Genomic DNA, 21,053 nt, shown 5'->3' with positions numbered 1-21,053 from the left:
TCACGCGTTGCAGGGGGCGGCGCAATCATATATGAAAATGTGAATTTGAAAGGAAGCATCCCATGACATCAAGACGTCCGCTGTTGATCGGCCTTGCGCTCTTGCCCTTTGCCGGAGTGGCGCGGGCGGAAACCTTTGCCACTCAGGCGATGGCGGTGGCGGATATGCAGGCCAATGGCGGGCTGATCGTCGACATCCGTACGCCCGAGGAATGGGCCGAAAGCGGCGTCATCGAAGGCGCGCGGCTGGTCACCTTTGACGGGGCCGAAAGCTTTCTGGCCGCGCTCGGCCCAGACTTGGCCTCGGGCCGCGATTTGATCCTCGTTTGCCGGTCAGGTCGGCGCACGGCGGCTGCGGCCGATGCTTTGGCGGGCGTCATTGCCAACCGCATCATCTCGGTGGATGGCGGGATGATCGCGGTGGTGCAGGGCGGCTACAGCCCAGTGCCCGCGCCCTAAGCGCCCGCAAATAAAAAGGCCGGGCGCAAGACCCGGCCTCATCTAATCTTCGACGAAATCTCAGCGGTCTTACAGCTTCAGTGCCGGGATGATCTGCTTCTTGCGGCTCATCAGGCCGGGGATCACCACGGTATCGCCGGTGACCTTCACCCCAAACGACGCCTCAGCCAGCGACTTCACCAGATCGTTCGGCACCAAAAGCGTGGCCTCTTCCTTCAGAATGTCGATGACAAAGAGCAAAACCTGATCGGCCCCGTCCTCTTTCGCCACGCCCACCATCGAATTCATCAGGCTCGCCTTGCGGTCCAGAACAACCTTCGGCGCAGTGGTCTCCAGCACCGAGACGCGCAGCTCCTTGCCCGCGACGGTGTATTCCTTGGAATCCATCCGCAGAAGCTCCGCGTCCGAGAACGCGCCAACATCCGACTTGGCCTCAAAAAGCTTCGCCGCATAGTCCGCAATCGACAGGCCCAGATCCTTGGCAAGCGCCTCGGCCAGCGCCTTGTCATGCGCCGTGGTCGTGGGTGAGCGGAATTCCAGCGTGTCCGACAAGATGCACGACAGCATCAACCCCTTGACCCATTTCGGCATCTTCGCCGCATCGGCACCCATCAGGTCATGCATCAAGGTCGCGGTGCAGGCCAGCGGGCGAATGGTGATGTCGATAACGCCTTTGGTCTCCAAGCCCCCCACCAGCTTGTGGTGGTCGATGATCGCCACCACATCCAGCGCGTTGACGTTGGCGGGCAGCTCGGCCGGGTTGTTGGTGTCGACGATCACCGCCTTGGTGCCATCGGCAATCTCGGTCACGATGCGCGGCTTCGGGCAAGCCCAATACTTGACCACGAAATTGGCCTCAGTGTTCGGCTCACCCAGAAGCACGGCTTCGGCCTTGGTGGCCTTCACTTCGTTCAAATACCAAGCCCAGATGATGGGTGATCCGGTGGAGTCGGTGTCAGGGGATTTGTGGCCGAAAACAAGCGTGGTCATGGAACTGCCTATGGGTTGCGATTTGGCCCGGCTTATAGGCGCGGGCGCGGGCTTTGTCACGGGGGGCGGGGCGGGTTAGGGGCGGAATGCTGCGTTGCAGCAACAGCTGGATCAACTGGGGTGCGCCGGGGGATTCGGCGGTGCAGGCCTGCGGCTTTCCACCACGATGAACCAGCCCACCGCCAGCATCACGACCGCCCCTCCGGCCAGCGTCGCAGCCGAAGGGGTTTCGGCAAAGATCAGCCAAACCCACAAGGGCGTCAGCGGCGTCTCCAAAGCCCCCATCAGCCCGGTCACCACCGGGGCCGCACGGCGCGAGCCATAAACAAACAGCGCAAATCCAAGGGTGGAATTCACCAGCCCAAAGGCCGCCATCAGCGCGACATTGCCCGGCGTCACGCCCACCATCGTGGCAAAGGGCAAACAGGCCAAGGGCGCCCAAATCGCCGAGATTGTCCCCGCCGCCAAGGCTGGCATCTCGGGCCGGGCGCGGGCAATCACGATGATCGCGGCCATGGCCAGCACCATCCCCACCGCCATCAGATCGCCCTGCCAGCGCCCATCGCCGCCCAAGCCCACCATGATCACCGCGCCCACCAGCGCCAAGGTCGAGGCATAGATCGCCACCCGCGACGGCACCTCGCGCAGCACCAGCCAGCCAAGGCCGGCGGCGGCAAAAGGCACAGTCGCGTAAATGATCGCCACATTGGCAATGGTGGTCGCCTTCAGCGCACCGACAAAGAACAGCATCCCGATGCCCGACATCAGCGCATAAAGCCAACCCGCCCGCCCGAGCCGGGTGAAATCGGCAAATCCGGCGGGGCCCTTCATCCACAAAAGCGTCAGCACCAGACCCGCCGCGCCAAAAAGCCCACGCCACAAGATCACCGTCGGGGTGTCGAGCGGAATCGACCGCGCAAACAGCCCCGATGTGCTCCACGCAAGGGTGGCCCCGAAGAGAAGGATCAGCGCGCTGCGGTCCATCAAAAGGCCACCGGCGCTTTGGGCAGCCCGGCCCATTGGCTCGGCTCATGGCCGTAAATCACCGTGGCCCCTGTGGCCGCCACATGCGCCATGAGGCGGTGATAGCTTTCCATCGCCGCGCCGGGATCGCGGGCATCGGCAAAGCCCTCATCAGGTTCCGAAATCCGGTTGATCGCATCGGCGGCGAGCAGCACCTGCCGCCCATCAGGCAGCGCCAGCAGCGCCGACAGATGCCCCGCCGTATGGCCGGGCGTCGGGATCAGGGTGATCCCGTGGCAGAGCTGTGTCTCCTCGGTGAGGGTCCGATAGCGCGCCTCGGGCCACGCCATCGGCTGCACGGTCCCGAAATAGCACGGTTTCGGATCGGCCCGTTCGGTCGCGGTCAGGATCATCTCGGCATGGGCAAAAAGCGGCAGACTGCCCACATGGTCAATGTGGCCATGGCTCAGGATCACATGGCTGATATCCGCCGCCGTCAGACCCAGCTTTGCCAACTGCCCTGCGGCGGTCTGCACGGGCCCAAATCCCACCAGAACCCCGAAACTCGCAAGCCCATCGCGCGCCGCCGTCGCCTCGGGCGCGGTGGCATAGGCCGGGTCAAATCCGGTGTCGAAAAGGATCTTCGCCCCCGATCCCTGCCCATCCTCGGTTTCCAACAGAAATCCCGGGATGCCAATCACCCGCTTTCCGGGGCCCACATCAAACAGACCAAAATCCAGCACTGTCAGACGGATCAGCCGCTGGCTGGACAGGTCTTTGGCAGGGGTCATCGAAACGGCAGCCTTTCCAGCGTGAAACCTTCGGCCTGCAACAAAGCCAAAACCCCTTGATCGCCCGACAGGTGCAACGCCCCGAAGGCCGCCAGCACCGGACCATCGGCAGCCGCCCGTGTCAAGACCGGGATCCAATCCTGATTGCGCCGCACCATCAGCGCCTCTTCCATCAGCGCGAATTCGCGGTCCACCCGCTCGGCGCTATAGCCCTGGATCGTCAGCGCCACCGCGCGGCTGAACTCCCAGATCACCCGCGCCTCTTCGTCGAAATAGCTGTCGATCAGGGTCGAGGACATGTCCTCGGACCGATCCTCTATCGCAAGGCTTGAGGTGATCATCGACAACTGATCGGCATCCGACATCTTGTCGAACACCGAAAACACCGTGTCATAAGGCTCCAGCGCCCGCACCGGCAGACCGCGTGCCTCAGCCGCCTCGATCACCCGCGCATCAAGGCCGCGATCCTCGCCCATGGCCTCCAAGGCACAGGGCGGGATCGACAGGATCATCGACAGATACCAAGGCTGCAACTTGGCCGCCATAAAGGGCGGCACCCCGCGCGCCCGCATCGCGCCTGCCAGCTTGTCCCACATCTCGGGCGTCAGCCGCTCGGGCAGGGTGGGGCCATCGACCTGCACCATCAACGCCGGGTCGCGCGCCAACCGGCTTTGCAGCGCGGCTATCTCCTCAGGCCCCGCCTCAACCAGCACAACCTTGGCCGCCGCAATCGCGGGCCCCAGCGCCGCCATCGTCGCATCATGGCGCGAATCGTCCATGTGCAGCGTGCCAACCAGCGTGATCTCCTCCCCCTCCCGCCTTGCGCGCCACAGGTTTCCTTGGGCAAAGGGCACCGCATGGGCGCGCTCAAACAAGGCCTGCCGGTCAGGCTCGGGCAGGGCATCAATCAAATTGCGCCCGGCGCAACTGCCAAAGGCCGGCCCAGCCAGCCCTAAAAACCCGGCAATCACCGGCACATACAGCCAAGAAACAGCGGCCATCCGCGCAAAACCTTGCAACATCAATCGCTCACTCAAATCGAAAACCGCCAATCCCCACAGACTGGCACGCCCCGCCCCACCGGCCAAGGGCCAAGCCGGGCACCGGCGTCAAGAAAATTTCGCATCCCTGCCGTTGACAGTGGCCCTCCAAGTGCCTAACTCAAGCCTCGTTAGCACTCACCCTTGCTGAGTGCTAATCCCAATCAAACCTGGAAACCTAAGGGAGTGTTACCAGATGGCATTCACACCGCTTCACGACCGCGTTTTGGTCCGTCGCATCGAAAGCGAAGATAAAACCAAGGGCGGGCTGATCATCCCCGATTCCGCCAAAGAAAAGCCCGCAGAGGGTATGGTTGTCTCGGCAGGCCCCGGCGCCCGCAAGGACAGCGGCGAGCTGATCGCACCGTCGGTCAAAGCTGGCGACAAGATCTTGTTCGGCAAATGGTCGGGCACTGAAGTCAAACTTGACGGCGAAGATCTGCTGATCATGAAAGAAAGCGATATCCTCGGGATCATCTCCTAAGGACCGGCGGTGCGCAATAAATGCGCACCCTACGGGACCGCTTTCCTTTTCAACATCTTAGACAGGAGTTTCCCCCATGGGAGCGAAAGAAGTACGTTTTGACACCGATGCCCGCGACCGCATGCTGCGCGGCGTCAACATCCTTGCCGACGCTGTGAAGGTTACCCTCGGCCCCAAAGGCCGCAACGTGGTGATCGACAAGTCCTTTGGCGCACCGCGCATCACCAAGGACGGCGTGACCGTCGCCAAAGAAATCGAACTGGCTGACAAGTTCGAGAACATGGGCGCACAAATGGTGAAGGAAGTCGCTTCCCGCACCAATGACGAAGCGGGTGACGGCACCACCACCGCCACCGTTCTGGCCCAAGCCATCGTCAAAGAAGGCATGAAAGCCGTGGCCGCGGGCATGAACCCGATGGACCTCAAGCGCGGCATCGACATGGCGACCACCAAAGTCGTGGCCGCCATCAAGGCAGCTTCGCGCCCGGTCAAAGACTCGGCTGAAGTCGCGCAAGTCGGCACCATCTCGGCCAACGGCGAAGCCGAAATCGGCCGCCAGATCGCTGACGCGATGCAGAAAGTCGGCAACGAAGGTGTGATCACCGTCGAAGAAAACAAGGGTCTTGAGACCGAAACCACCGTTGTCGAAGGCATGCAGTTCGACCGTGGGTACCTCTCGCCCTACTTCGTCACCAACGCCGACAAGATGATTGCCGACTTGGAAGACGCCTACATCCTGCTGCACGAAAAGAAACTCTCGTCGCTGCAGCCGATGGTTCCCTTGCTGGAAGCCGTGATCCAGTCGCAGCGCCCGCTGATCATCGTCGCTGAAGACGTCGAAGGCGAGGCTCTGGCCACGCTCGTCGTCAACAAGCTGCGCGGTGGCCTCAAGATCGCTGCCGTCAAGGCACCGGGCTTCGGCGACCGTCGCAAGGCCATGCTGCAGGACATCGCGATCCTGACCGGTGGTCAGGTGATCTCCGACGATCTCGGCATGAAGCTGGAATCGGTGACCATCGACATGCTGGGCCGCGCCAAGAAAGTCTCGATCACCAAAGACAACACCACCATCGTTGATGGCGCTGGCGTCAAGGCCGAGATCGAAGCCCGCGTCGGCCAGATCCGCGCCCAGATCGAGGAAACCACCTCGGACTACGACCGCGAAAAGCTGCAAGAGCGTGTGGCCAAGCTGGCGGGCGGCGTTGCCGTCATCCGCGTCGGTGGCATGACCGAAGTCGAAGTGAAAGAGCGTAAGGACCGCGTTGATGACGCGCTGAACGCCACCCGCGCCGCCGTGCAAGAAGGCATCGTGGTCGGCGGCGGCGTCGCTCTGATCCAGGCTGGCAAAGTGCTGGAAGGCATGACCGGGGCAAACTCCGATCAGACCAACGGCATCAACATCGTTCGCCGCGCGCTCGAAGCACCGCTGCGCCAGATCGCCCAGAACGCGGGCGTTGATGGGGCTGTGGTTGCTGGCAAAGTCCGCGAGTCGAAAGACAAGAACTTTGGCTTCAACGCCCAGACCGAAGAATATGGCGACATGTTCAAGTTTGGCGTCATCGACCCGGCCAAAGTGACCCGCACTGCTCTGGAAGACGCCGCTTCGGTGGCTTCGCTCCTGATCACCACCGAATGCATGATCGCAGACCGTCCGGCTGACAAGGCCGCAGGCGGCGCTGGCGGCGGCATGGGCGGCATGGGCGGCATGGATGGCATGATGTAATCTGCCCACCGGCATGATAAGAAAAGGGCGGCCCTTAGTGGCCGCCCTTTTTCATTCGCACCACCATGTTAGGACAGGCATTATGGCCGACGCATATGGCAGCATCGCCAAGAAAATCGCGCATTGGTGCGGTCATCAAAGCACCTTTCTGCTCGCCCTTTCGGTGATCGCCGCTTGGATTTTAACCGGGCCGATCTTTGGCTTTTCGGACACTTGGCAACTCGTCATCAACACTGGCACCACCATCATCACCTTCCTGATGGTGTTCTTGATCCAGAACACCCAAAACCGCGATACTGCGGCGATCCAGCTCAAGCTTGATGAATTGATCCGCGCCACCCAAGGTGCGCATAACGCGCTCCTTGATCTTGAAGAGCTGGACGAGGCCCGCCTCGCCGAGTTCCGCGCCAAGTTCCAAACCCTGGCCGCAGATGCCCGAGGTCGCCTCTCGCGCGGCGAGACCGACACTGACACGCCAGAAACCTGATCCGAAGACCAGATCGAAAAGGACGCGCCCCATGCCCGCAGGCCCCGATTTCATGCGCCCCTTGCGCGCTGGCGAAGAAGAAATGGCCGAAGCGCTTCTCAAAGACGCCTTTCCTGGCCCGGCCGAGGCCGCCTTGGTCCGCGCCCTGCGCGCCGCAGGGCAGATAGAGCTGGAAATGGTCCTGCCTTGGGGCACAGGGCTCGCCGGATACCTCGCCCTCTCCCGCCTCACAGCGCCCGAAGGCTGGCTGGCGCTCGCCCCCGTGGCCATCGCCCCCGACTGGCAAGGCCAGCGCTGGGGCACCCGGTTCGTAACCGGGGTCGCAAAACTCGCGGCGATCAAGGGCCAAACCCTCGTGGTGCTCGGCAAACCCAGCTTCTACACCCGCTGCGGCTTTTCCCACCCCCGCGCGGCGCGGCTAGCCTCCCCCTATGGGACAGACCACACCCTCATCGCCCGCCCCGGCGACGACAGCCCCGAAGCGCCCCTGATCTATCCCGCCGCTTTTCAGGGCCTCTGATCCGCCGTTTCATCTTGGCATAAATACTCAAAACCCCCCGGCGCCGCCCGCGCGCGGGTTACAGACCCTTGCTCAGCCGGTGCAGCACATGGCCGGTCTCGTCATCGTGACGGCTGAGCCCGGTGTCCCGAAACCCCTCCCGCGCCCAAAACGCCCAGCCCCGCGGGTTCTCCGCCAAAACCGCCAGATACAGCACCCCAGCCCCCGCCGCACGCGCGCGCGCCTCCACCTCGGCCAAAAGACCCCGGCCAAGTCCGCGCCCCCGCGCCTCGGGCGCAAGGATCTGCAGGCCCAGATAGGCGTCCCCCGGGGCCGGAAAGCCGAACGACAGTTCCGCCACCCCCATCAGGCCGCCCTCCACAAACATCCCCAACCGATGCGACAGCATGGGGTCACAGCCGGGCGGCGTGTCGGTGAAAAAGTCGCACGCCTTCTGACGGTCCGGCGCGCGGCGATCCGCCAAAATCCAGTAATCGGCGGCGCGGGTGTAAAGCCCCTCCACCGCATCCAGATCAGCGATAGGATCAAGCGCGCGGATCAGCATATGCAATCTCCACGATCTCCAAGGCCACCGCCCCCGCTGGCTTGTGCCACATCACCTCATCCCCCACGATGGCCCCCATCAAAGCCCGCGCCAGCGGCGACTGGGGGGCAATCCGGCCAAGGGCGGCCTCGGCCTCATCCTCGCCGGTGATCTCATAGGCCGACCGGACCCCGCCCTCATCCACCACCGTCACCCGCAAGCCAAACCGCACCTCCGCACAGTCCTGCGCGCCCGGGTCCACCACAATCGCCGACCGCAGCCGCGCCTCAAGATAGCGAATGTCGCGCTCCGCCGCCGCCTCGGGCAGCTTGTCCAACCGCTCGGCCCGCCCGCGCAACACCGCCAAATCGCCCTGCCGCGCCAAAAGCCGCGCGCGCAACGCCGCAAGCCCCCGCGGCGTCACATAATTCGGATGCGCCGATATCGGCAGATCGGGCAACGGCTCCAACTCGCCCATGCCCTCTTTCACAAAGGCCCGGCTCATAGCACCAAGGGCTCCAACGGGTCATAATGACAGCCCGTCCCCCAAGCCACCTCCGCCAAACTGTCCGGCTTGAACCGGATGCGGCCCATCTCGAGATCCGCGCGGGCAAAGAACCGCCGCTCGGTCACCACCCCCTCAGGGTCGCGCCAGGCGGCATCCAGCGTGCCCGACAGGATCGTGCAGCGAAAGAACAGATCCACCTGATGAAAGCCGCTGCGCGGGTCGTGAAACTCGTTCACCAGCGCAGGCGCCCCCACCGCAATCCGCAACCCGCATTCTTCATGCACCTCACGCGCCAGATTGTCGGGCAGCGACGATCCGCTCTCCACCCCGCCCCCCGGCGCGCACCACAAATCCGACTTACCCCCCGGAAAGGCGTTGACCAAAAGCAGCCGATCCTGATGCAAGATCAACGCGCGGGCGGCAAGTCGGGGGGTGCGGGTGGCCATGCGCCCGACTTTACGGGCTGGCCGGGCGATGTCCACCCTTTCAAGCCGACCCCGCAAGGCGTAGGCTGGGGAAAAGGAATTCTCGCCATGAAGATCTTTGCAAAGCCCGGCGCAGGCGATGAGGTGGTGATCCTGCTGCACGGCCTCAGCCGCACGCCCCGGTCCTTGCGGGTGATGCAAGAGGCGCTGATGCAGGCCGGCTACGGGGTGATGAACCACGGCTACGCCTCGACCCGCGCCCCCATGGCTGACCTTGTCGCAGGCATCGGCCGCCGGGTCGCGGCCTGTGGCGCGCGTCGCGTGCATTTCGTCACCCACTCCTTGGGCGGAATTCTGGCCCGAGCTTGGCTTGCCGAAAATCGCCCGGCGCTGATGGGGCGGATGGTGATGCTGGCGCCCCCCAATGGCGGCTCAGAACTCGTGGACCGCTTCAGCGACCTTGGCGCCTTTCAATGGCTGATGGGCCCGGCCGGAATGGAGCTTGGCACCGGGCCGGGCTCTTATCCCAACCGCCTTGGCCTGCCCGAATATGAGGTGGGGGTGATCGCCGGGTCCGTCCCGCTCAACCCCTTCATGGGCGGGCTTATTCCGGGGCCGAATGACGGCAAGGTCTCGGTCGCCTCAACCCGGCTGGAAGGGGCCGCGCATCTCACGATGCCCGTGAGCCATACCTTCCTCATGAACAACCCCTTGGTCATCTCGCAAGTGCTGGCCTTCCTGCGCGAAGGCCAGTTTGAAGAGGGCCTGACCATGCCCGCCGCCGTGATGCGGCTGGTGTCCTCGCTGAAACGCTAGACCCGCGCCTTGCGGTCCCCCGCGAAGAGCGCCGAAGGCGACGATGAGCCGCCCCCGCAAACCCTCAGCCCTTGACCTGCACCCGGTTCACATGACCCATCTTACGGCCCGGCCGCGCCTCGGCCTTGCCATAGAGATGCAGCGCCGCATGACGCTCTTTCAAAATGGCCGGAACCTTGTCGATATCATCGCCAATCAGGTTTTCCATCACCACATCCGAATGCCGCGCCCCATCGCCCAAAGGCAGGCCCACCACCGCTCGGATATGCTGCTCAAACTGATCCACCGCGCAGCCGTTCTGCGTCCAGTGACCCGAGTTATGCACCCGCGGCGCAATCTCATTCACCAAAAGGCCCTGCGGGGTGACAAACAACTCCACCCCCATGACACCGACATAATCCAGCGCATTCAGGATGCGCGCCGCGATCAAGACCGCATCCGACCGCTGGCCGGGCGACAGCCGCGCCGGAATGGTGGTGGTCGCCAAGATCCCGTCCTTGTGGACATTCTCGCCCGGATCATAGGCCGCGACCGACCCATCCAGCCCCCGCGCCGCAATCACCGACACCTCATGGCTGAAGGTCACAAACCCCTCCAGCACCGAAGGCGCACCCTGCATCGCGGCCAAGGCGCCCGGCGCATCGGCGGCAGACATGATCCGCGCCTGCCCCTTGCCATCGTATCCCAGCCGGGTGGTTTTCAAGATTGCAGGCGTCCCGATCTCGGCAATCGCCGCCTCCAGATCGGTCAGCGAATTCACCGCCCGATAGGGCGCGCAGGTCAGGCCAAGTCCGGTCAGAAAATCCTTCTCCGCAATCCGCTCTTGCGAAATCGCCAAGGCGCGGCGGTTCGGGCGAATGGGCTTGGCCGCCTCCAACAAATCCAGCGCAGCCGTCGGGACGTTCTCAAACTCATAGGTGATGACATCGACCGAGGCCGCAAAGGCGGCAAGGGCCGCATGATCGTCATAGCTCGCCGTGGTGCAGGCATGAGCCACATCCGCAGCGGGTGGGTTGGCCGCGGGCTCATAGATATGGGTCTTGTATCCCAAACGGCTGGCCGCAACCGACAGCATGCGGCCCAACTGCCCGCCGCCCAGAATTCCGATGGTCGCGCCCGGTTTCAACATCTCACTCATCCTTCGGCTCATCCGGGATCGAGTCTGACAAAGCCGCGCGCCACGCGTCCAGCCGCGCCGCCAGCGCCGGGTCAGAAATCGCCAAAATCCCCGCCGCCATCAACCCGGCATTGGCCGCCCCCGCCGCCCCAATCGCCATGGTGGCGACCGGATAGCCCTTGGGCATCTGCAAAATCGAATACAGGCTGTCCACGCCCGACAGCGCCTTGGTCTGCACCGGCACCCCAATCACCGGCACGCGGGTCTTTGACGCCATCATGCCCGGCAAATGCGCCGCCCCGCCCGCGCCTGCGATGATAACCTTGATCCGGCCAGCGGCACCCTTGCCGTAGTCCCAGAGCCGATCCGGCGTGCGATGGGCCGAGACGATCTTGGTCTCATAAGAAATGCCCAACTGATCCAAGATCAGCGCGGCCTCTTTCATCGTCGGCCAGTCGGACTGGCTTCCCATGATGATCCCCACATCGACAGCCATGCGCGCGCCTCCATCCGGTGATAGGGCGGCAATATACTGGGGCGGGGCAGGGGGCAAGGCGCTGGCCGAAGGGCGGGCCAAATGTCGGGACGGATGCCAGACGCAGGCCAGACGCAAATCCGACGGATACCAGACAGCCTTTTCTTGCAGTTTCAGAGACTTGCCGCCGCAGATCGGGCGTCAGACCATCACCCCGCCCAAACCACTCAGGCGATGATATCGGGGATCAACTGATCTTCGAACTTCACGATCTGATCTTTCAGCGACAGCTTTTGCTTCTTCAGCCGCCGCAGCGTCAACTGATCGGGCCGACCCGACAGTTCCAGCGCTGAAATCGCCTCATCCAGATCGCGATGCTCGCGCTTCAAGACCTCGAGTTTCACCCGAAGCATCTCCTCAAAGTTCATCTCGCTGGAAATGTTCATGGCTGGATCTTGGTCCGATCATTCTTGCTTTTATAAAGGATACATCGATTCGGCCTTGGCATGGGCAAGAATCTTGATCTCTCGCATTATTTTTACGCAGAACCCGGTTGATTTTCGCGGCCTACCGGGTCTTGCGCCGCGTCCTTGCCCGCCCCATATTTGTCAAGACTGGCCGCCGCACTCCGGGGCCGGACCACAGATGTCGCTTGGATCAAGGACATGGATCATGACGAAACTCAGCTTCGGTGCCCACCCTTTCCTGTTGGGGTTTGAACAGTTGGAACGACTGGTCGAACGCACCGCCAAAACCGCCTCCGAAGGCTATCCGCCCTTTAATATTGAGGCGACCTCGGACAACACCTATCGCATCACACTGGCCGTCGCGGGCTTTCGCGAGGAAGATCTGGCGATCACGGTCGAAGACCGCCAATTGGTCGTGCGTGGCCGCCAAGGCGATGACGGCGCCGACCGTGTTTTCCTGCACCGCGGCATCGCCGCCCGCGCCTTTCAGCGCTCGTTCGTGCTGGCCGACGGGGTCGAAGTGGCGGGGGCCGGGCTTGACCACGGGCTTTTGAACATCGACCTGCGCCGCCAAGTGCCGGAAACCATTGTGCAAACGATCAAGATCGGTCGCAAGTAAGGAGGGCTGTCATGAACGTGAAATTCGACGCGCTGCCGGCAGCCGAACGCAGCATCGTCTATATCCGCGCGGTGCAAGTCGCCGATCTTCCGGCCGACGTGCAGGCCAAGGTGGGCGGGCTTTCCACGGTCTATTCCGTCAACCGCCCCGATGGCGCGCGGCTGGCTTTGGTGGCCGACCGCAACCTGGCCTTCGTGCTGGCGCGCCAGCATGAGATGGATCCGGTGAACGTTCACTAAGGGCTCCCCCCCGCAGACAGCGAAAACGCCGCCCCTTTCGGGACGGCGCGTTAACTTTCCCGAATAGCTGGGCTGTTAGGCTTTTATCAGGCCCATCGACTCCAGCATCAAGATCACCTGATGGGCGCAAGAATCCACTTGGGTGCCTTCAGTGTCGATCACCAGTTCGGCATTGGTGGGCGCTTCATAAGGGTCTGAAATGCCTGTGAATTCCTTGATCTTGCCTTCGCGGGCCAGCTTGTAAAGCCCCTTGCGGTCGCGCCGTTCGCATTCCTCGACCGAGGTGGCGACATGGACCTCAAGGAAGGACCCGTAGTTTTCGATCATCTCACGCACAGCGCGGCGGGTGGCGGTATAGGGCGCGATGGGCGCACAGATCGCGATGCCGCCGTTCTTGGTGATCTCGCTGGCGACATAGCCGATGCGGCGGATGTTGATGTCGCGGTGCTCTTTGGAAAAGCCCAGCTCCGACGACAGATGCTTGCGCACCACATCACCGTCCAACAGCGTCACCGGACGCCCGCCCTGCTCCATCAGCTTGACCATCAGCGCATTGGCAATGGTCGATTTGCCCGAACCGGAAAGCCCGGTGAAGAACACCGTAAAGCCCTGCTTGTCGCGCGCAGGAGAGGTCTTGCGCAGCTGCGTCACCACCTCGGGGAACGAGAACCACTCAGGGATATCCAGTCCCTCACGCAGGCGGCGGCGCAGTTCGGTGCCGGAAATGTCCAGAACCGTGCAGCCTTCCGGCACTTCGTTGGCCGGATAATACTGTGCCTTTTCCTGCACATAGACCATGTGCTTGAAATCAACCATGGTCACGCCAATCTCGGCCTCGTGCTTTTTGAACAGCTCTTGCGCGTCATAGGGGCCGTAGAAATCTTGGCCCGCGCTGTTCTTGCCGGGGCCGGCATGGTCGCGGCCGACGATGAAATGCGTCACGCCATGATTGCGACGGATCAGCCCGTGCCAGACCGCCTCACGCGGGCCAGCCATACGCATGGCAAGGTTCAGCAAGGACATGGTGGTGGTCGAGGCCGGATACTTGTCGATCACCGCCTCATAGCAGCGCACGCGGGTAAAGTGGTCCACATCGCCCGGCTTGGTCATGCCCACAACGGGGTGGATCAGAAGGTTGGCCTGCGCCTCTTTGGCGGCGCGGAAGGTCAGTTCCTGATGCGCGCGATGAAGCGGGTTGCGGGTTTGGAAGGCCACAACCTTCTGCCAGCCCACCTTGCGGAAGAACGCGCGCAATTCATTGGGGGTGTCGCGGCGGGCCTTGAAATCATAATGAACTGGCTGCTGGATACCCGTCACCGGGCCGCCCAGATAGACCTTACCCGCTTGATTGTGCAGGTAATTCACCGCCGGATGCGCCAGATCATCGGCGCCAAACACCATCTCGGCCTCGCGTGCCTTGTTCGGCACATATTTGTCGGTCACCGACATGATGGCCAAGATCACGCCTTCAGCGTCGCGCAGCGCGATGTCCTGACCGGGGGCGACCTTTTCGGCAAAGGCCTCGTTGACGTCCAGCGTCACCGGAATGGGCCACAGATGGCCGTCCGCCGTGCGCATGTTCTCGACAACACCGTTGTAATCGGCCTCGGAATGAAAGCCCTTCAGCGGGTAGAACCCGCCGTTCATCAGAAGTTCAAGGTCGCAGACCTGACGCGCGGTCAGATCCCACGAGGGCAGCGTGGCGGCCTCATGCTTCAGTTTCTGTGCGGAGTCGTAGGAAACATAAAGCTCCGGCAATGGAGCATGGTTGTTCTGCATGACCTCAGTCCTTTGTTTAAGCGTCACTATTCCTGCTGCTTGCCCAGTCAATTCGGCGTGCAGCGCAAGATATTCGGCAAGCTTTCCTGCCAGAAACCGATCGGCCAGCCGGGACTTTTCGGCCCCACCCTTCGCGGTCAGCGCATAGGCAAAGCGCTGGCGGCGATCGGTGCTGTCGCGGTCGGTGATGCGGATGAACCCCGCCGCTTGAGCTGCCTGCAAAAGCGCATTCAGCTTGCCCAGCGAAAGGCCCAGAGTTTCGGCGGTGGCGCGCTGTGAGGCCTCTGGCACCCGGTCAAGCTGCCGCAGAACGCGGAAAAGCGCGTCCTCATCGGGCAGAAAGGCAGGGGTTTGTGGGGCGTTCATCGCGGCGTCAAAAGTTTGTTCAATGATGAACATATCTCATGGCGCGCAGCCAAAGCCAAGCCAAACCTTGGTTTATGGGCGCATTCTGCCGTTCACGCAGGTGCTGCGCGGCAGAAATGGCACAGTGGGGTGGGGGCCCGCGCCGGTCTTGGCGCGGGAAAAGGGCTTAGTGCCCTGACAGAAACTTCTCGGCGTCCAAAGCGGCCATGCAGCCCATCCCGGCGCTGGTCACGGCCTGACGGTAGATGTGATCGGTCAGATCGCCCGCCGCAAACACACCGGGAATCGCAGTGCGGGTCGAGCCCGGCTCGACCGTCACATAGCCGCCCGAGTGCAGTTCCAGCTGGTCTTTCACCAGCTCCGACGCGGGCGCGTGGCCGATGGCCACAAAGAACCCTGCGCAGGGGATCACGGCTTCGGCCCCGGTTTGCAGGTTGCGGGTTTTCACGCCGGTTACGCCCAAGGGGGCCTCGGTGCCCTGCACCTCGGTCACCTCCGAGTTCCACACCAACTCAACCTTGGGATTCTTGAACAGCCGATCCTGCATGATCTTTTCAGCCCGCAAAGAATCGCGGCGGTGGATCAGCGTCACCTTCGAGGCGAAATTGGTGAGGAATAACGCCTCTTCCACCGCCGTATTGCCGCCACCAATCACCACAACCTCCTTGCCACGGTAGAAAAACCCGTCACAGGTGGCGCAGGCCGAGACGCCAAAGCCCTTGAACTTTTCCTCCGACGGCAGGCCCAGCCATTTGGCCTGTGCGCCGGTGGCCAGGATCACCGCATCAGCGGTGTAGGTGGTGCCGCTGTCGGCCTCTGCGGTGAAGGGGCGCTTTTGCAGATCAAGCGAGGTGATGTAATCCGAAATCACCTCGGCCCCCATCGCCTCGGCATGGGCCTGCATGTTCACCATCAGCTCCGGGCCTTGGATATGCGTCTCGCCTGGCCAGTTTTCCACCTCGGTGGTGATGGTCAACTGCCCGCCGGGTTGCAGACCCTGCACCAGAACCGGGTTCAGCATGGCCCGCGCGGCATAGACGGCGGCGGTATAGCCTGCCGGGCCCGAGCCGATGATCAGAACGCGCGTGTGCTTGGTGTTGGCCATGGTATCCCCCGGATTCTTGCTTGCCTTCATATAGGCCCGCCGCGCGGCACGGGGAACCCCTAGGCTTTGGGGGATCATGACGAAAAGTTGCGCAGGTGCGAAATATTATTGCGCAGAGCTGCCCTTGCGCCTAATAAGCAGTCCAAAAGGGAGACACGCATGGCCACCTCAAAGCTGGACCCAATCGATCGTCGCATTCTGGCCGAGTTGCAGGCCGATGGGCGGATGACGAATGTGGAACTGGCCAGCCGCGTGGGAATCTCGGCCCCGCCCTGCCTGCGCCGCGTGCGCACGCTGGAGGAAGAGGGTTATATCAAGGGCTACCACGCCGATATCGACGCGCGCGAATTGGGTTTTGAGGTGAAGGTTTTCGCCATGGTGCGGCTGCGTAGTCAGGCCGAGGTGGACCTGTCGGCCTTTGAACAGCGCTGCCGCGAGTGGCCCTTGGTGCGCGAGTGTCACATGCTGAACGGCGAGATCGATTTCATTCTGAAATGCGTGGCGCCTGATCTGTCGACCTTTCAAAGCTTTCTGACCGAAGGGCTGACCTCGGCGGACAATGTGGCCTCGGTGAAAACCAGCCTTGTGATCCGCTGCGCCAAGGACGAGCCGGGCCTGCCCTTTGACGTGCTTGAGGCGCGGCTGGCCAAGAACGCCTGAGATCAGAAGCGCGACCCCGGAAAAGCTCAGGCCGCCCCGTGATGGTGCCAGAGGAGCACCGGGGCGGCCTTGACCGTGCGCAATCCCGTGATGGCCCGATGGGGCCGATCTGGGTCGCGATGGGGGGAGCCGTTGAGGTCTTACCGCGCCGCCACCGCTGGTTTCACAGAGGGACATCTGTGAGGCAGAAGATGGCGCAATCGGGACGGGCTGTCAAAATTTATCCTTAATTGGGCAGGTTTGCGCCCCGATCTTCATCAGGAAGGCCGGATTGTTTTTGCCCCTGCGAACAATCGGCCACCCAAGCGGGGCAAATGTGATTCGTCAGCCCCGTGACGCACCCGCTTTCGGCGCATTGGCATGCAAAAAGGGCCGGGGGGCGTGCCCCCGCGGCCCTTGTCGTTGCGCGCGGTGGCGCGGTCTGAAGGTAGATCAGCGGGCCGCCTGGGCGCGCGGGGCCGCTTTTGCGGCGGGTTTCATCGCTTCAGGGCGGCGGCGGGTGCCCCGCGCCCAAGGCAGGCTGACCTGCACCTCGTTCGAGGCGGCGATGACGGATTTCATCCAGCGGCGGTCTTTTTTCATGGCGATGCTCCAACTGCGAACCTGTCGGGGATGGGCCCGACCTTGGGACCAGTTTCGCCACAGTTTGCGGCAGGGATTTGGCCCTGTCTTGCCCGGCTGAGGTTTTTTTGCCCCGCGGCATGGGGCAATTGTGGCAAGCCCACCCCCACCCACACGGGCCTGAAAACTCCAAGAAATCAGCAAAAATCGAAACAATGGCCCCGGATTGTTTCTGATTTGGTGGCAATCATCGGGCAAGCCCGCCGCAGTCTTGCCCCGATCACAGCCGGATGACTGAAATCTGCCGTCCATAGTCGGCCTCACCGGCATGGGTGGTGCGGCGGTAGGAATAGAACCGGGCCGGATCGCGGTAGGTGCAGTGGCGCGTCCAGTCGGCATGGCCCACCCCGGCCTCGCGCAGCCGCCACAGCCCATAGGACGGCAGATCAAAGAGATAACGGTCTCCATTGCCGTTCACGAAAAACCGCCGGGCCTCGGGGGCATCGTCGGTGAAGCTTTCAAAAAACTCCTGACCCACCTCATAGGCGGTCTGGCTGATGCAGGGGCCAATCACGGCGGTGATCTGCCCGCGCCGCGCGCCAAGGACTTCCATGGCATCGAGCGTGGCCTCCATCACCCCATCGCGCGCGCCTTTCCAGCCCGCATGGGCCGCGCCGATCACGCCCGCCTTGGCATCGGCAAAAAGCACCGGCTGGCAATCGGCGGTCAACACCGCCAGCGCCAAGCCCGGCGTGGCTGTCACCATCGCATCGGCGCGGGGCCGGTCGGCAAGGGGGGCGGTGACGGTCACCACATCGGGCGAATGGACCTGATGCACGCTGACCAAGCCCTCCACCCCCAGACCCATCGCATCGGCGACGCGGGCGCGGTTGATGGCGACGATCTCGGCCTGATCCGAACTGCCAGTGCCGCAATTCAGCCCGGCGAAAATGCCCGAGGACGCGCCACCCTTTCGGGTGAAAAAGCCATGACGGGGCGCAAGGGCATCCGAGGTAATGATTTCCAGCATCTGCGTCTTTCAGGCAATCAGGCAAAACCGGGCGGCGGTGGGGCAGAGGGGCCGTAAAGGGCCAGCACTTTGAACAGCGAACCCATTTCGGCGTCATTGGTCAAGCGGTGATGCGCGGCGCGGTGATTTTCCAAGGCTGGTCCGGTCAGACCCTGCGCCAGCCGTGCCGCGCGGGCCTCGATCCCGAGCGCGGTCAGAAACGCGCCTTGGGTGGTGTAGCGATAGGGCGCCCAGCCTGCGGCCAGCGCCTCGAAATCGACATGGGCGGTCAGATCGGCGCGGCCCGGTTCGGCCAAGGGGTCGGTGAAGGCGTGGGATTTCAGGGCCTGCAGCGTGTCGCCCTTTGACCGCCAGCCCCCGTAATCGACGATCAGCGCAAGGCCGCCATGGGCGTGCAGGCGGTGCTGGATCGTGGCCATGTAGGGCCGCGCCTGCGGGCAGGTTTCCACGACGGTCCCCTCAGGTTCCGCCGCAAACTGTGGGCCGGGGCCGCCGTTGGTGGGGTCTGGCGCGATACCAAAGGCCAGATGGTCCGCCTGTAGCCCGATCAGCCGTTCGTGCCACTGGCCTTGGGTCCGCTGGTATTGGTGGATCGGCAGGGCATCGAAGAATTCGTTCGCGATCAGAAAGAGGGGCTGGTCGGGCAGGGCGTCGATCTCTGCGATCCACTGCGGATGAAAGCCCCGCAGGGCGTGCGCCTGCACCGCGCGCAAGGCGGGAGAGGCTTCGTGCAGCACCAATCGCATGGCCGCATGAAATCCCGGCACGCCGCGCGTCGCGCGCAAGACATCGGCCATCAGCGTGCCGCGACCCGGGCCCAATTCGGCCAGCGTAAAGGGCGCGGGTGCACCCTGATCAAGCCAAGATTGCGCCAAGCAAAGGCCGATCAACTCGCCGAACATCTGGCTGATCTCGGGGGCGGTGACGAAGTCGCCTTGGGCGCCAAAGGGCGGCCTAGTGGTGTAATAGCCATGCTCGGGGTGCATGAGGCATTCGGCCATGTAGCTCGCCACCGTCATCGGCCCATCCTCACGGATGCGCCGGATCAGGATCTCGGCCAGCGCGGTCATGCTTGCGGCGGGGTCTGCCGGGCCCGCGCCAAGACCCAAAGCCCGGCGATGATCATCGGCAGGCTGAGGAGCTGCCCCGCCGTCAGGCCCACACCGCCCAAGTGGAGATAAAGTCCCAGCGGGTTCTCGGCCGTCACGAACTGGGCGTCGGGCTGGCGGAAGAACTCCACGAAAAAGCGCGCCGCGCCGTAGCCGATGAAGAACAGCCCCGCAATCGCGCCGGGAAAGCGGAACCAACCGCGCCACCAGATCAGGTAAGTGAGCAAAACCAAGAGCAGCAACCCCTCTAACCCCGCCTCGTAAAGCTGGCTGGGGTGGCGGATGCAGGGCAAGTCGGTGGTCGCGCAGGATTGCGCCGCATCACCCGGAAAGGCCACGCCCCAAGGCAGGGTGGTGGCGCGGCCCCAAAGCTCGGCGTTGATGAAATTGGCGATCCGGCCCAAGAGAAGGCCGATCGGCGCGACGGCTGCCATCAGATCGGCCATCGGCAGCATGGGGATGTTTTCGCGCCGACAGAACAGGATGCCGACCACAACCACGCCAAGGAAGCCACCGTGGAAAGACATGCCACCCTCCCAGACCCGCAAAATGCGGGCGGGGTCGATGGCAAAACCGGCCAAGTCGTAAAAGAGCACATAGCCCACACGCCCGCCCAAGATGACGCCGACGATGACCCATGTCAGCAACCGCTCAATCTGCTCGGGCCGCGCAGGTGCCGCGCCGGGCCAAAGCCGTGGCGTCGTGATCATGCGCACGATCAGCTTCCAGCCCGAGATCAGCCCGACGATATAGGCCAGCGCATACCAGCGCAGCGCCAGGGTCACCGGGCCGATGTCGATGGCGAAGATTTCAGGCGAGATATCGGGAAAAGGGATGTAGGTCATAGGATCTGCCTTTGCTATGTCGTCTTCTCCGGCAGGGGGCGGGCCTTGTCAATCTTTGGCAGGCTTGCGGCGGGGGGCGTGTCGGACCATATAGGGCGAAACGGAATGGAGAGCGCCATGCAACCCGGCAACAAGTTTCTTGACGATATGTCCAAGCTCATGACCAACGCCATGGGCGTGGCGCAGGGGGCCAAGACCGAGGCCGAAACGGCGATGAAAAGCCTGATCGACCGCTGGATGGCCGACCGCGATTTCGTGACACGCGAAGAGTTTGATGCAGTGCGCGCGATTGCGCAAAAGGCGCGTGAAGAGAACGCGGCGCTGGAGGCGCGGATCGCGGCGCTTGAGGGGAAGAAGTAGGTTTTGCCTGTGACGAGGCGGCGTGTTACCATTTGTTGGTAACGTGCCGAGGCGGACATGACCAAGAACACCTCTATCGCCCTGAGTGACCATTTTGCCGAGTTTCTGAACGAGCAGGTCGCCTCGGGCCGCTATGGCAGCGCTTCCGAGGTTGTGCGCGCGGGCTTGCGTTTGCTGGAAGAACGCGAGGCGGCTTTGACAGACCTGCGCGCCGAGATCGCCAAAGGTGAGGCGAGCGGCGTCGCAGAAGGGTTTGATGTTGATGACTGGTTTGACAAAGTGATCGCCGGGGATGCTGCGTGATCCTTGATATCACGCCGCTTGCCAAGCTGGACATCGTCGAGATTTATCAGTTTTCCAAGGCGGAATGGGGCGCGGCCCGCGCACGCCGCTATGCCAATGATCTGCGTGGGCGGCTGAAGGCTTTGGCAGTCGGTCAATTGTCAGGCCAATCCGCAGATGACGTGACCGCTGGACTGCGGCGGCAAGTATCGGGCGCGCATGTGATCTGGTTCAGGCATGAGACAGACCGCGTCCTGATCATCCGGATCCTGCACCAAAGCCGCGATGTGGGGCGGTGGCTGGGGTAGGGG

The 21,053-nt window shown here is 63.1% G+C and carries 28 protein-coding genes; 12 read left to right on the top strand and 16 right to left on the bottom strand.

Features of this window, described 5'->3' with window-relative positions; translation table 11 throughout:
* The first annotated feature begins 62 nt into the window (after positions 1–62).
* Complete coding sequence (locus AC72UB_RS13920; RefSeq protein ID WP_505190306.1) at positions 63–458, top strand: rhodanese-like domain-containing protein; 396 nt, start codon at positions 63–65, stop codon at positions 456–458.
* A gap of 69 nt (positions 459–527) precedes the next feature.
* On the opposite strand, the gene AC72UB_RS13915 is transcribed toward AC72UB_RS13920, so the two are convergent.
* The 4 genes from AC72UB_RS13915 to AC72UB_RS13900 all read right to left on the bottom strand — a co-directional run bounded on the left by AC72UB_RS13915 (position 528) and on the right by AC72UB_RS13900 (position 4,224).
* Positions 528–1,448 carry a manganese-dependent inorganic pyrophosphatase gene (locus AC72UB_RS13915; RefSeq protein WP_505190305.1) on the bottom strand — a complete coding sequence of 307 codons (921 nt, stop codon included), beginning with the start codon at positions 1,446–1,448 and terminating at the stop codon, positions 528–530.
* Between the two features lie 111 nt (positions 1,449–1,559).
* Positions 1,560–2,468 carry a DMT family transporter gene (locus AC72UB_RS13910; RefSeq protein ID WP_505190304.1) on the bottom strand — a complete coding sequence of 303 codons (909 nt, stop codon included), beginning with the start codon at positions 2,466–2,468 and terminating at the stop codon, positions 1,560–1,562.
* On the bottom strand, positions 2,432–3,202 hold the full coding sequence (locus AC72UB_RS13905; protein ID WP_505190303.1) for an N-acyl homoserine lactonase family protein: 771 nt from the start codon (positions 3,200–3,202) through the stop codon (positions 2,432–2,434). The genes AC72UB_RS13910 and AC72UB_RS13905 overlap by 37 nt, the downstream gene beginning before the upstream one ends.
* Positions 3,199–4,224, bottom strand: a complete 1,026-nt coding sequence (locus AC72UB_RS13900; protein ID WP_505190302.1) for a TraB/GumN family protein — start codon at positions 4,222–4,224, stop codon at positions 3,199–3,201. The genes AC72UB_RS13905 and AC72UB_RS13900 overlap by 4 nt, the downstream gene beginning before the upstream one ends.
* Positions 4,225–4,438: 214 nt before the next feature.
* Here AC72UB_RS13900 and AC72UB_RS13895 point away from each other — a divergent pair, with 214 nt between their 5' ends.
* The 4 genes from AC72UB_RS13895 to AC72UB_RS13880 all read left to right on the top strand — a co-directional run bounded on the left by AC72UB_RS13895 (position 4,439) and on the right by AC72UB_RS13880 (position 7,456).
* Entirely contained in the window at positions 4,439–4,726 is a 288-nt protein-coding gene (locus tag AC72UB_RS13895; RefSeq protein WP_463291401.1) for a co-chaperone GroES, read from the top strand.
* A gap of 76 nt (positions 4,727–4,802) precedes the next feature.
* Positions 4,803–6,449 carry a chaperonin GroEL gene (gene groL / locus AC72UB_RS13890; protein ID WP_463291400.1) on the top strand — a complete coding sequence of 549 codons (1,647 nt, stop codon included), beginning with the start codon at positions 4,803–4,805 and terminating at the stop codon, positions 6,447–6,449.
* Between the two features lie 82 nt (positions 6,450–6,531).
* Positions 6,532–6,936 (top strand): low affinity iron permease family protein, encoded by a 405-nt coding sequence (locus tag AC72UB_RS13885; protein ID WP_463291399.1) that lies wholly within the window; start codon positions 6,532–6,534, stop codon positions 6,934–6,936.
* 31 nt (positions 6,937–6,967) lie between these two features.
* Entirely contained in the window at positions 6,968–7,456 is a 489-nt protein-coding gene (locus tag AC72UB_RS13880; protein WP_505190301.1) for a GNAT family N-acetyltransferase, read from the top strand.
* Between the two features lie 58 nt (positions 7,457–7,514).
* Here AC72UB_RS13880 and AC72UB_RS13875 read toward each other — a convergent pair whose 3' ends face one another.
* Genes AC72UB_RS13875 through AC72UB_RS13865 form a run of 3 tightly spaced genes read right to left on the bottom strand, consistent with a single transcriptional unit; the run spans position 7,515 to position 8,933 of the window.
* Positions 7,515–8,000 carry a GNAT family N-acetyltransferase gene (locus AC72UB_RS13875; RefSeq protein WP_505190300.1) on the bottom strand — a complete coding sequence of 162 codons (486 nt, stop codon included), beginning with the start codon at positions 7,998–8,000 and terminating at the stop codon, positions 7,515–7,517.
* A complete protein-coding gene (locus tag AC72UB_RS13870; protein ID WP_505190299.1) occupies positions 7,981–8,484 on the bottom strand; it encodes a GreA/GreB family elongation factor in 504 nt (167 codons plus the stop codon). Before AC72UB_RS13870 ends, AC72UB_RS13875 begins: the two co-directional genes overlap by 20 nt.
* Positions 8,481–8,933 (bottom strand): NUDIX domain-containing protein, encoded by a 453-nt coding sequence (locus AC72UB_RS13865; protein WP_505190298.1) that lies wholly within the window; start codon positions 8,931–8,933, stop codon positions 8,481–8,483. Before AC72UB_RS13865 ends, AC72UB_RS13870 begins: the two co-directional genes overlap by 4 nt.
* 87 nt (positions 8,934–9,020) lie before the next feature.
* Between AC72UB_RS13865 and AC72UB_RS13860 the strand changes: the two genes are divergently transcribed.
* The gene (locus AC72UB_RS13860) at positions 9,021–9,728 is read left to right on the top strand and encodes an alpha/beta hydrolase (protein WP_505190297.1); all 708 of its coding nucleotides are present in this window, start codon (positions 9,021–9,023) and stop codon (positions 9,726–9,728) included.
* A gap of 64 nt (positions 9,729–9,792) precedes the next feature.
* Here the strand turns inward: AC72UB_RS13860 and AC72UB_RS13855 are convergent, their stop codons facing one another.
* From AC72UB_RS13855 to AC72UB_RS13845, 3 genes are all read right to left on the bottom strand, one after another.
* On the bottom strand, positions 9,793–10,866 hold the full coding sequence (locus AC72UB_RS13855) for a 5-(carboxyamino)imidazole ribonucleotide synthase (protein ID WP_505190296.1): 1,074 nt from the start codon (positions 10,864–10,866) through the stop codon (positions 9,793–9,795).
* Complete coding sequence (purE, locus tag AC72UB_RS13850) at positions 10,859–11,341, bottom strand: 5-(carboxyamino)imidazole ribonucleotide mutase (protein ID WP_505190295.1); 483 nt, start codon at positions 11,339–11,341, stop codon at positions 10,859–10,861. The genes AC72UB_RS13855 and purE overlap by 8 nt, the downstream gene beginning before the upstream one ends.
* A 206-nt stretch (positions 11,342–11,547) precedes the next feature.
* A complete protein-coding gene (locus AC72UB_RS13845) occupies positions 11,548–11,766 on the bottom strand; it encodes a YdcH family protein (RefSeq protein ID WP_463291391.1) in 219 nt (72 codons plus the stop codon).
* 226 nt (positions 11,767–11,992) lie between these two features.
* Here AC72UB_RS13845 and AC72UB_RS13840 point away from each other — a divergent pair, with 226 nt between their 5' ends.
* Both AC72UB_RS13840 and AC72UB_RS13835 read left to right on the top strand, forming a co-directional pair.
* Positions 11,993–12,406 (top strand): Hsp20 family protein, encoded by a 414-nt coding sequence (locus tag AC72UB_RS13840; RefSeq protein ID WP_463291390.1) that lies wholly within the window; start codon positions 11,993–11,995, stop codon positions 12,404–12,406.
* 11 nt (positions 12,407–12,417) lie between these two features.
* Positions 12,418–12,645: a DUF1150 family protein gene (locus AC72UB_RS13835; protein ID WP_463291389.1), complete on the top strand. Its 228-nt coding sequence runs from the start codon at positions 12,418–12,420 to the stop codon at positions 12,643–12,645.
* 75 nt (positions 12,646–12,720) lie between these two features.
* Here AC72UB_RS13835 and AC72UB_RS13830 read toward each other — a convergent pair whose 3' ends face one another.
* Positions 12,721–14,790: a bifunctional sulfate adenylyltransferase/adenylylsulfate kinase gene (locus AC72UB_RS13830; RefSeq protein WP_505190294.1), complete on the bottom strand. Its 2,070-nt coding sequence runs from the start codon at positions 14,788–14,790 to the stop codon at positions 12,721–12,723.
* 166 nt (positions 14,791–14,956) lie between these two features.
* On the bottom strand, positions 14,957–15,895 hold the full coding sequence (gene trxB, locus AC72UB_RS13825) for a thioredoxin-disulfide reductase (RefSeq protein WP_463291387.1): 939 nt from the start codon (positions 15,893–15,895) through the stop codon (positions 14,957–14,959).
* 159 nt (positions 15,896–16,054) lie between these two features.
* On the opposite strand from trxB, the gene AC72UB_RS13820 reads away from it, so the two are divergent.
* Positions 16,055–16,555, top strand: coding sequence for an Lrp/AsnC family transcriptional regulator (locus AC72UB_RS13820; protein WP_463291386.1), 501 nt, complete (start codon positions 16,055–16,057; stop codon positions 16,553–16,555).
* A gap of 432 nt (positions 16,556–16,987) precedes the next feature.
* Here AC72UB_RS13820 and AC72UB_RS13815 read toward each other — a convergent pair whose 3' ends face one another.
* The 4 genes from AC72UB_RS13815 to lgt form a co-directional block, all read right to left on the bottom strand.
* Positions 16,988–17,137 (bottom strand): hypothetical protein, encoded by a 150-nt coding sequence (locus AC72UB_RS13815; protein WP_505190293.1) that lies wholly within the window; start codon positions 17,135–17,137, stop codon positions 16,988–16,990.
* Positions 17,138–17,396: 259 nt separating this feature from the next.
* Positions 17,397–18,146, bottom strand: a complete 750-nt coding sequence (gene pgeF, locus AC72UB_RS13810; protein WP_505190292.1) for a peptidoglycan editing factor PgeF — start codon at positions 18,144–18,146, stop codon at positions 17,397–17,399.
* 17 nt (positions 18,147–18,163) lie between these two features.
* Positions 18,164–19,216: a class I SAM-dependent methyltransferase gene (locus tag AC72UB_RS13805; protein ID WP_505190291.1), complete on the bottom strand. Its 1,053-nt coding sequence runs from the start codon at positions 19,214–19,216 to the stop codon at positions 18,164–18,166.
* A complete protein-coding gene (gene lgt, locus AC72UB_RS13800) occupies positions 19,213–20,100 on the bottom strand; it encodes a prolipoprotein diacylglyceryl transferase (RefSeq protein ID WP_505190290.1) in 888 nt (295 codons plus the stop codon). Before lgt ends, AC72UB_RS13805 begins: the two co-directional genes overlap by 4 nt.
* A gap of 117 nt (positions 20,101–20,217) precedes the next feature.
* On the opposite strand from lgt, the gene AC72UB_RS13795 reads away from it, so the two are divergent.
* Genes AC72UB_RS13795 through AC72UB_RS13785 form a run of 3 tightly spaced genes read left to right on the top strand, consistent with a single transcriptional unit; the run spans position 20,218 to position 21,050 of the window.
* A complete protein-coding gene (locus AC72UB_RS13795; RefSeq protein WP_505190289.1) occupies positions 20,218–20,460 on the top strand; it encodes an accessory factor UbiK family protein in 243 nt (80 codons plus the stop codon).
* Between the two features lie 57 nt (positions 20,461–20,517).
* Positions 20,518–20,763: a type II toxin-antitoxin system ParD family antitoxin gene (locus AC72UB_RS13790; protein ID WP_505190288.1), complete on the top strand. Its 246-nt coding sequence runs from the start codon at positions 20,518–20,520 to the stop codon at positions 20,761–20,763.
* On the top strand, positions 20,760–21,050 hold the full coding sequence (locus AC72UB_RS13785; protein WP_505190287.1) for a type II toxin-antitoxin system RelE/ParE family toxin: 291 nt from the start codon (positions 20,760–20,762) through the stop codon (positions 21,048–21,050). Before AC72UB_RS13790 ends, AC72UB_RS13785 begins: the two co-directional genes overlap by 4 nt.
* The last annotated feature ends 3 nt before the right edge of the window (positions 21,051–21,053 follow it).

It is taken from the genome of Allotabrizicola aquatica (SeqCode) (assembly GCF_965194375.1).
GTDB lineage: Bacteria > Pseudomonadota > Alphaproteobacteria > Rhodobacterales > Rhodobacteraceae > Tabrizicola_A > Tabrizicola_A aquatica.
Note: the sequence above shows the minus strand (reverse complement) of the source record. Positions and strands in the feature narration are given on the sequence as shown.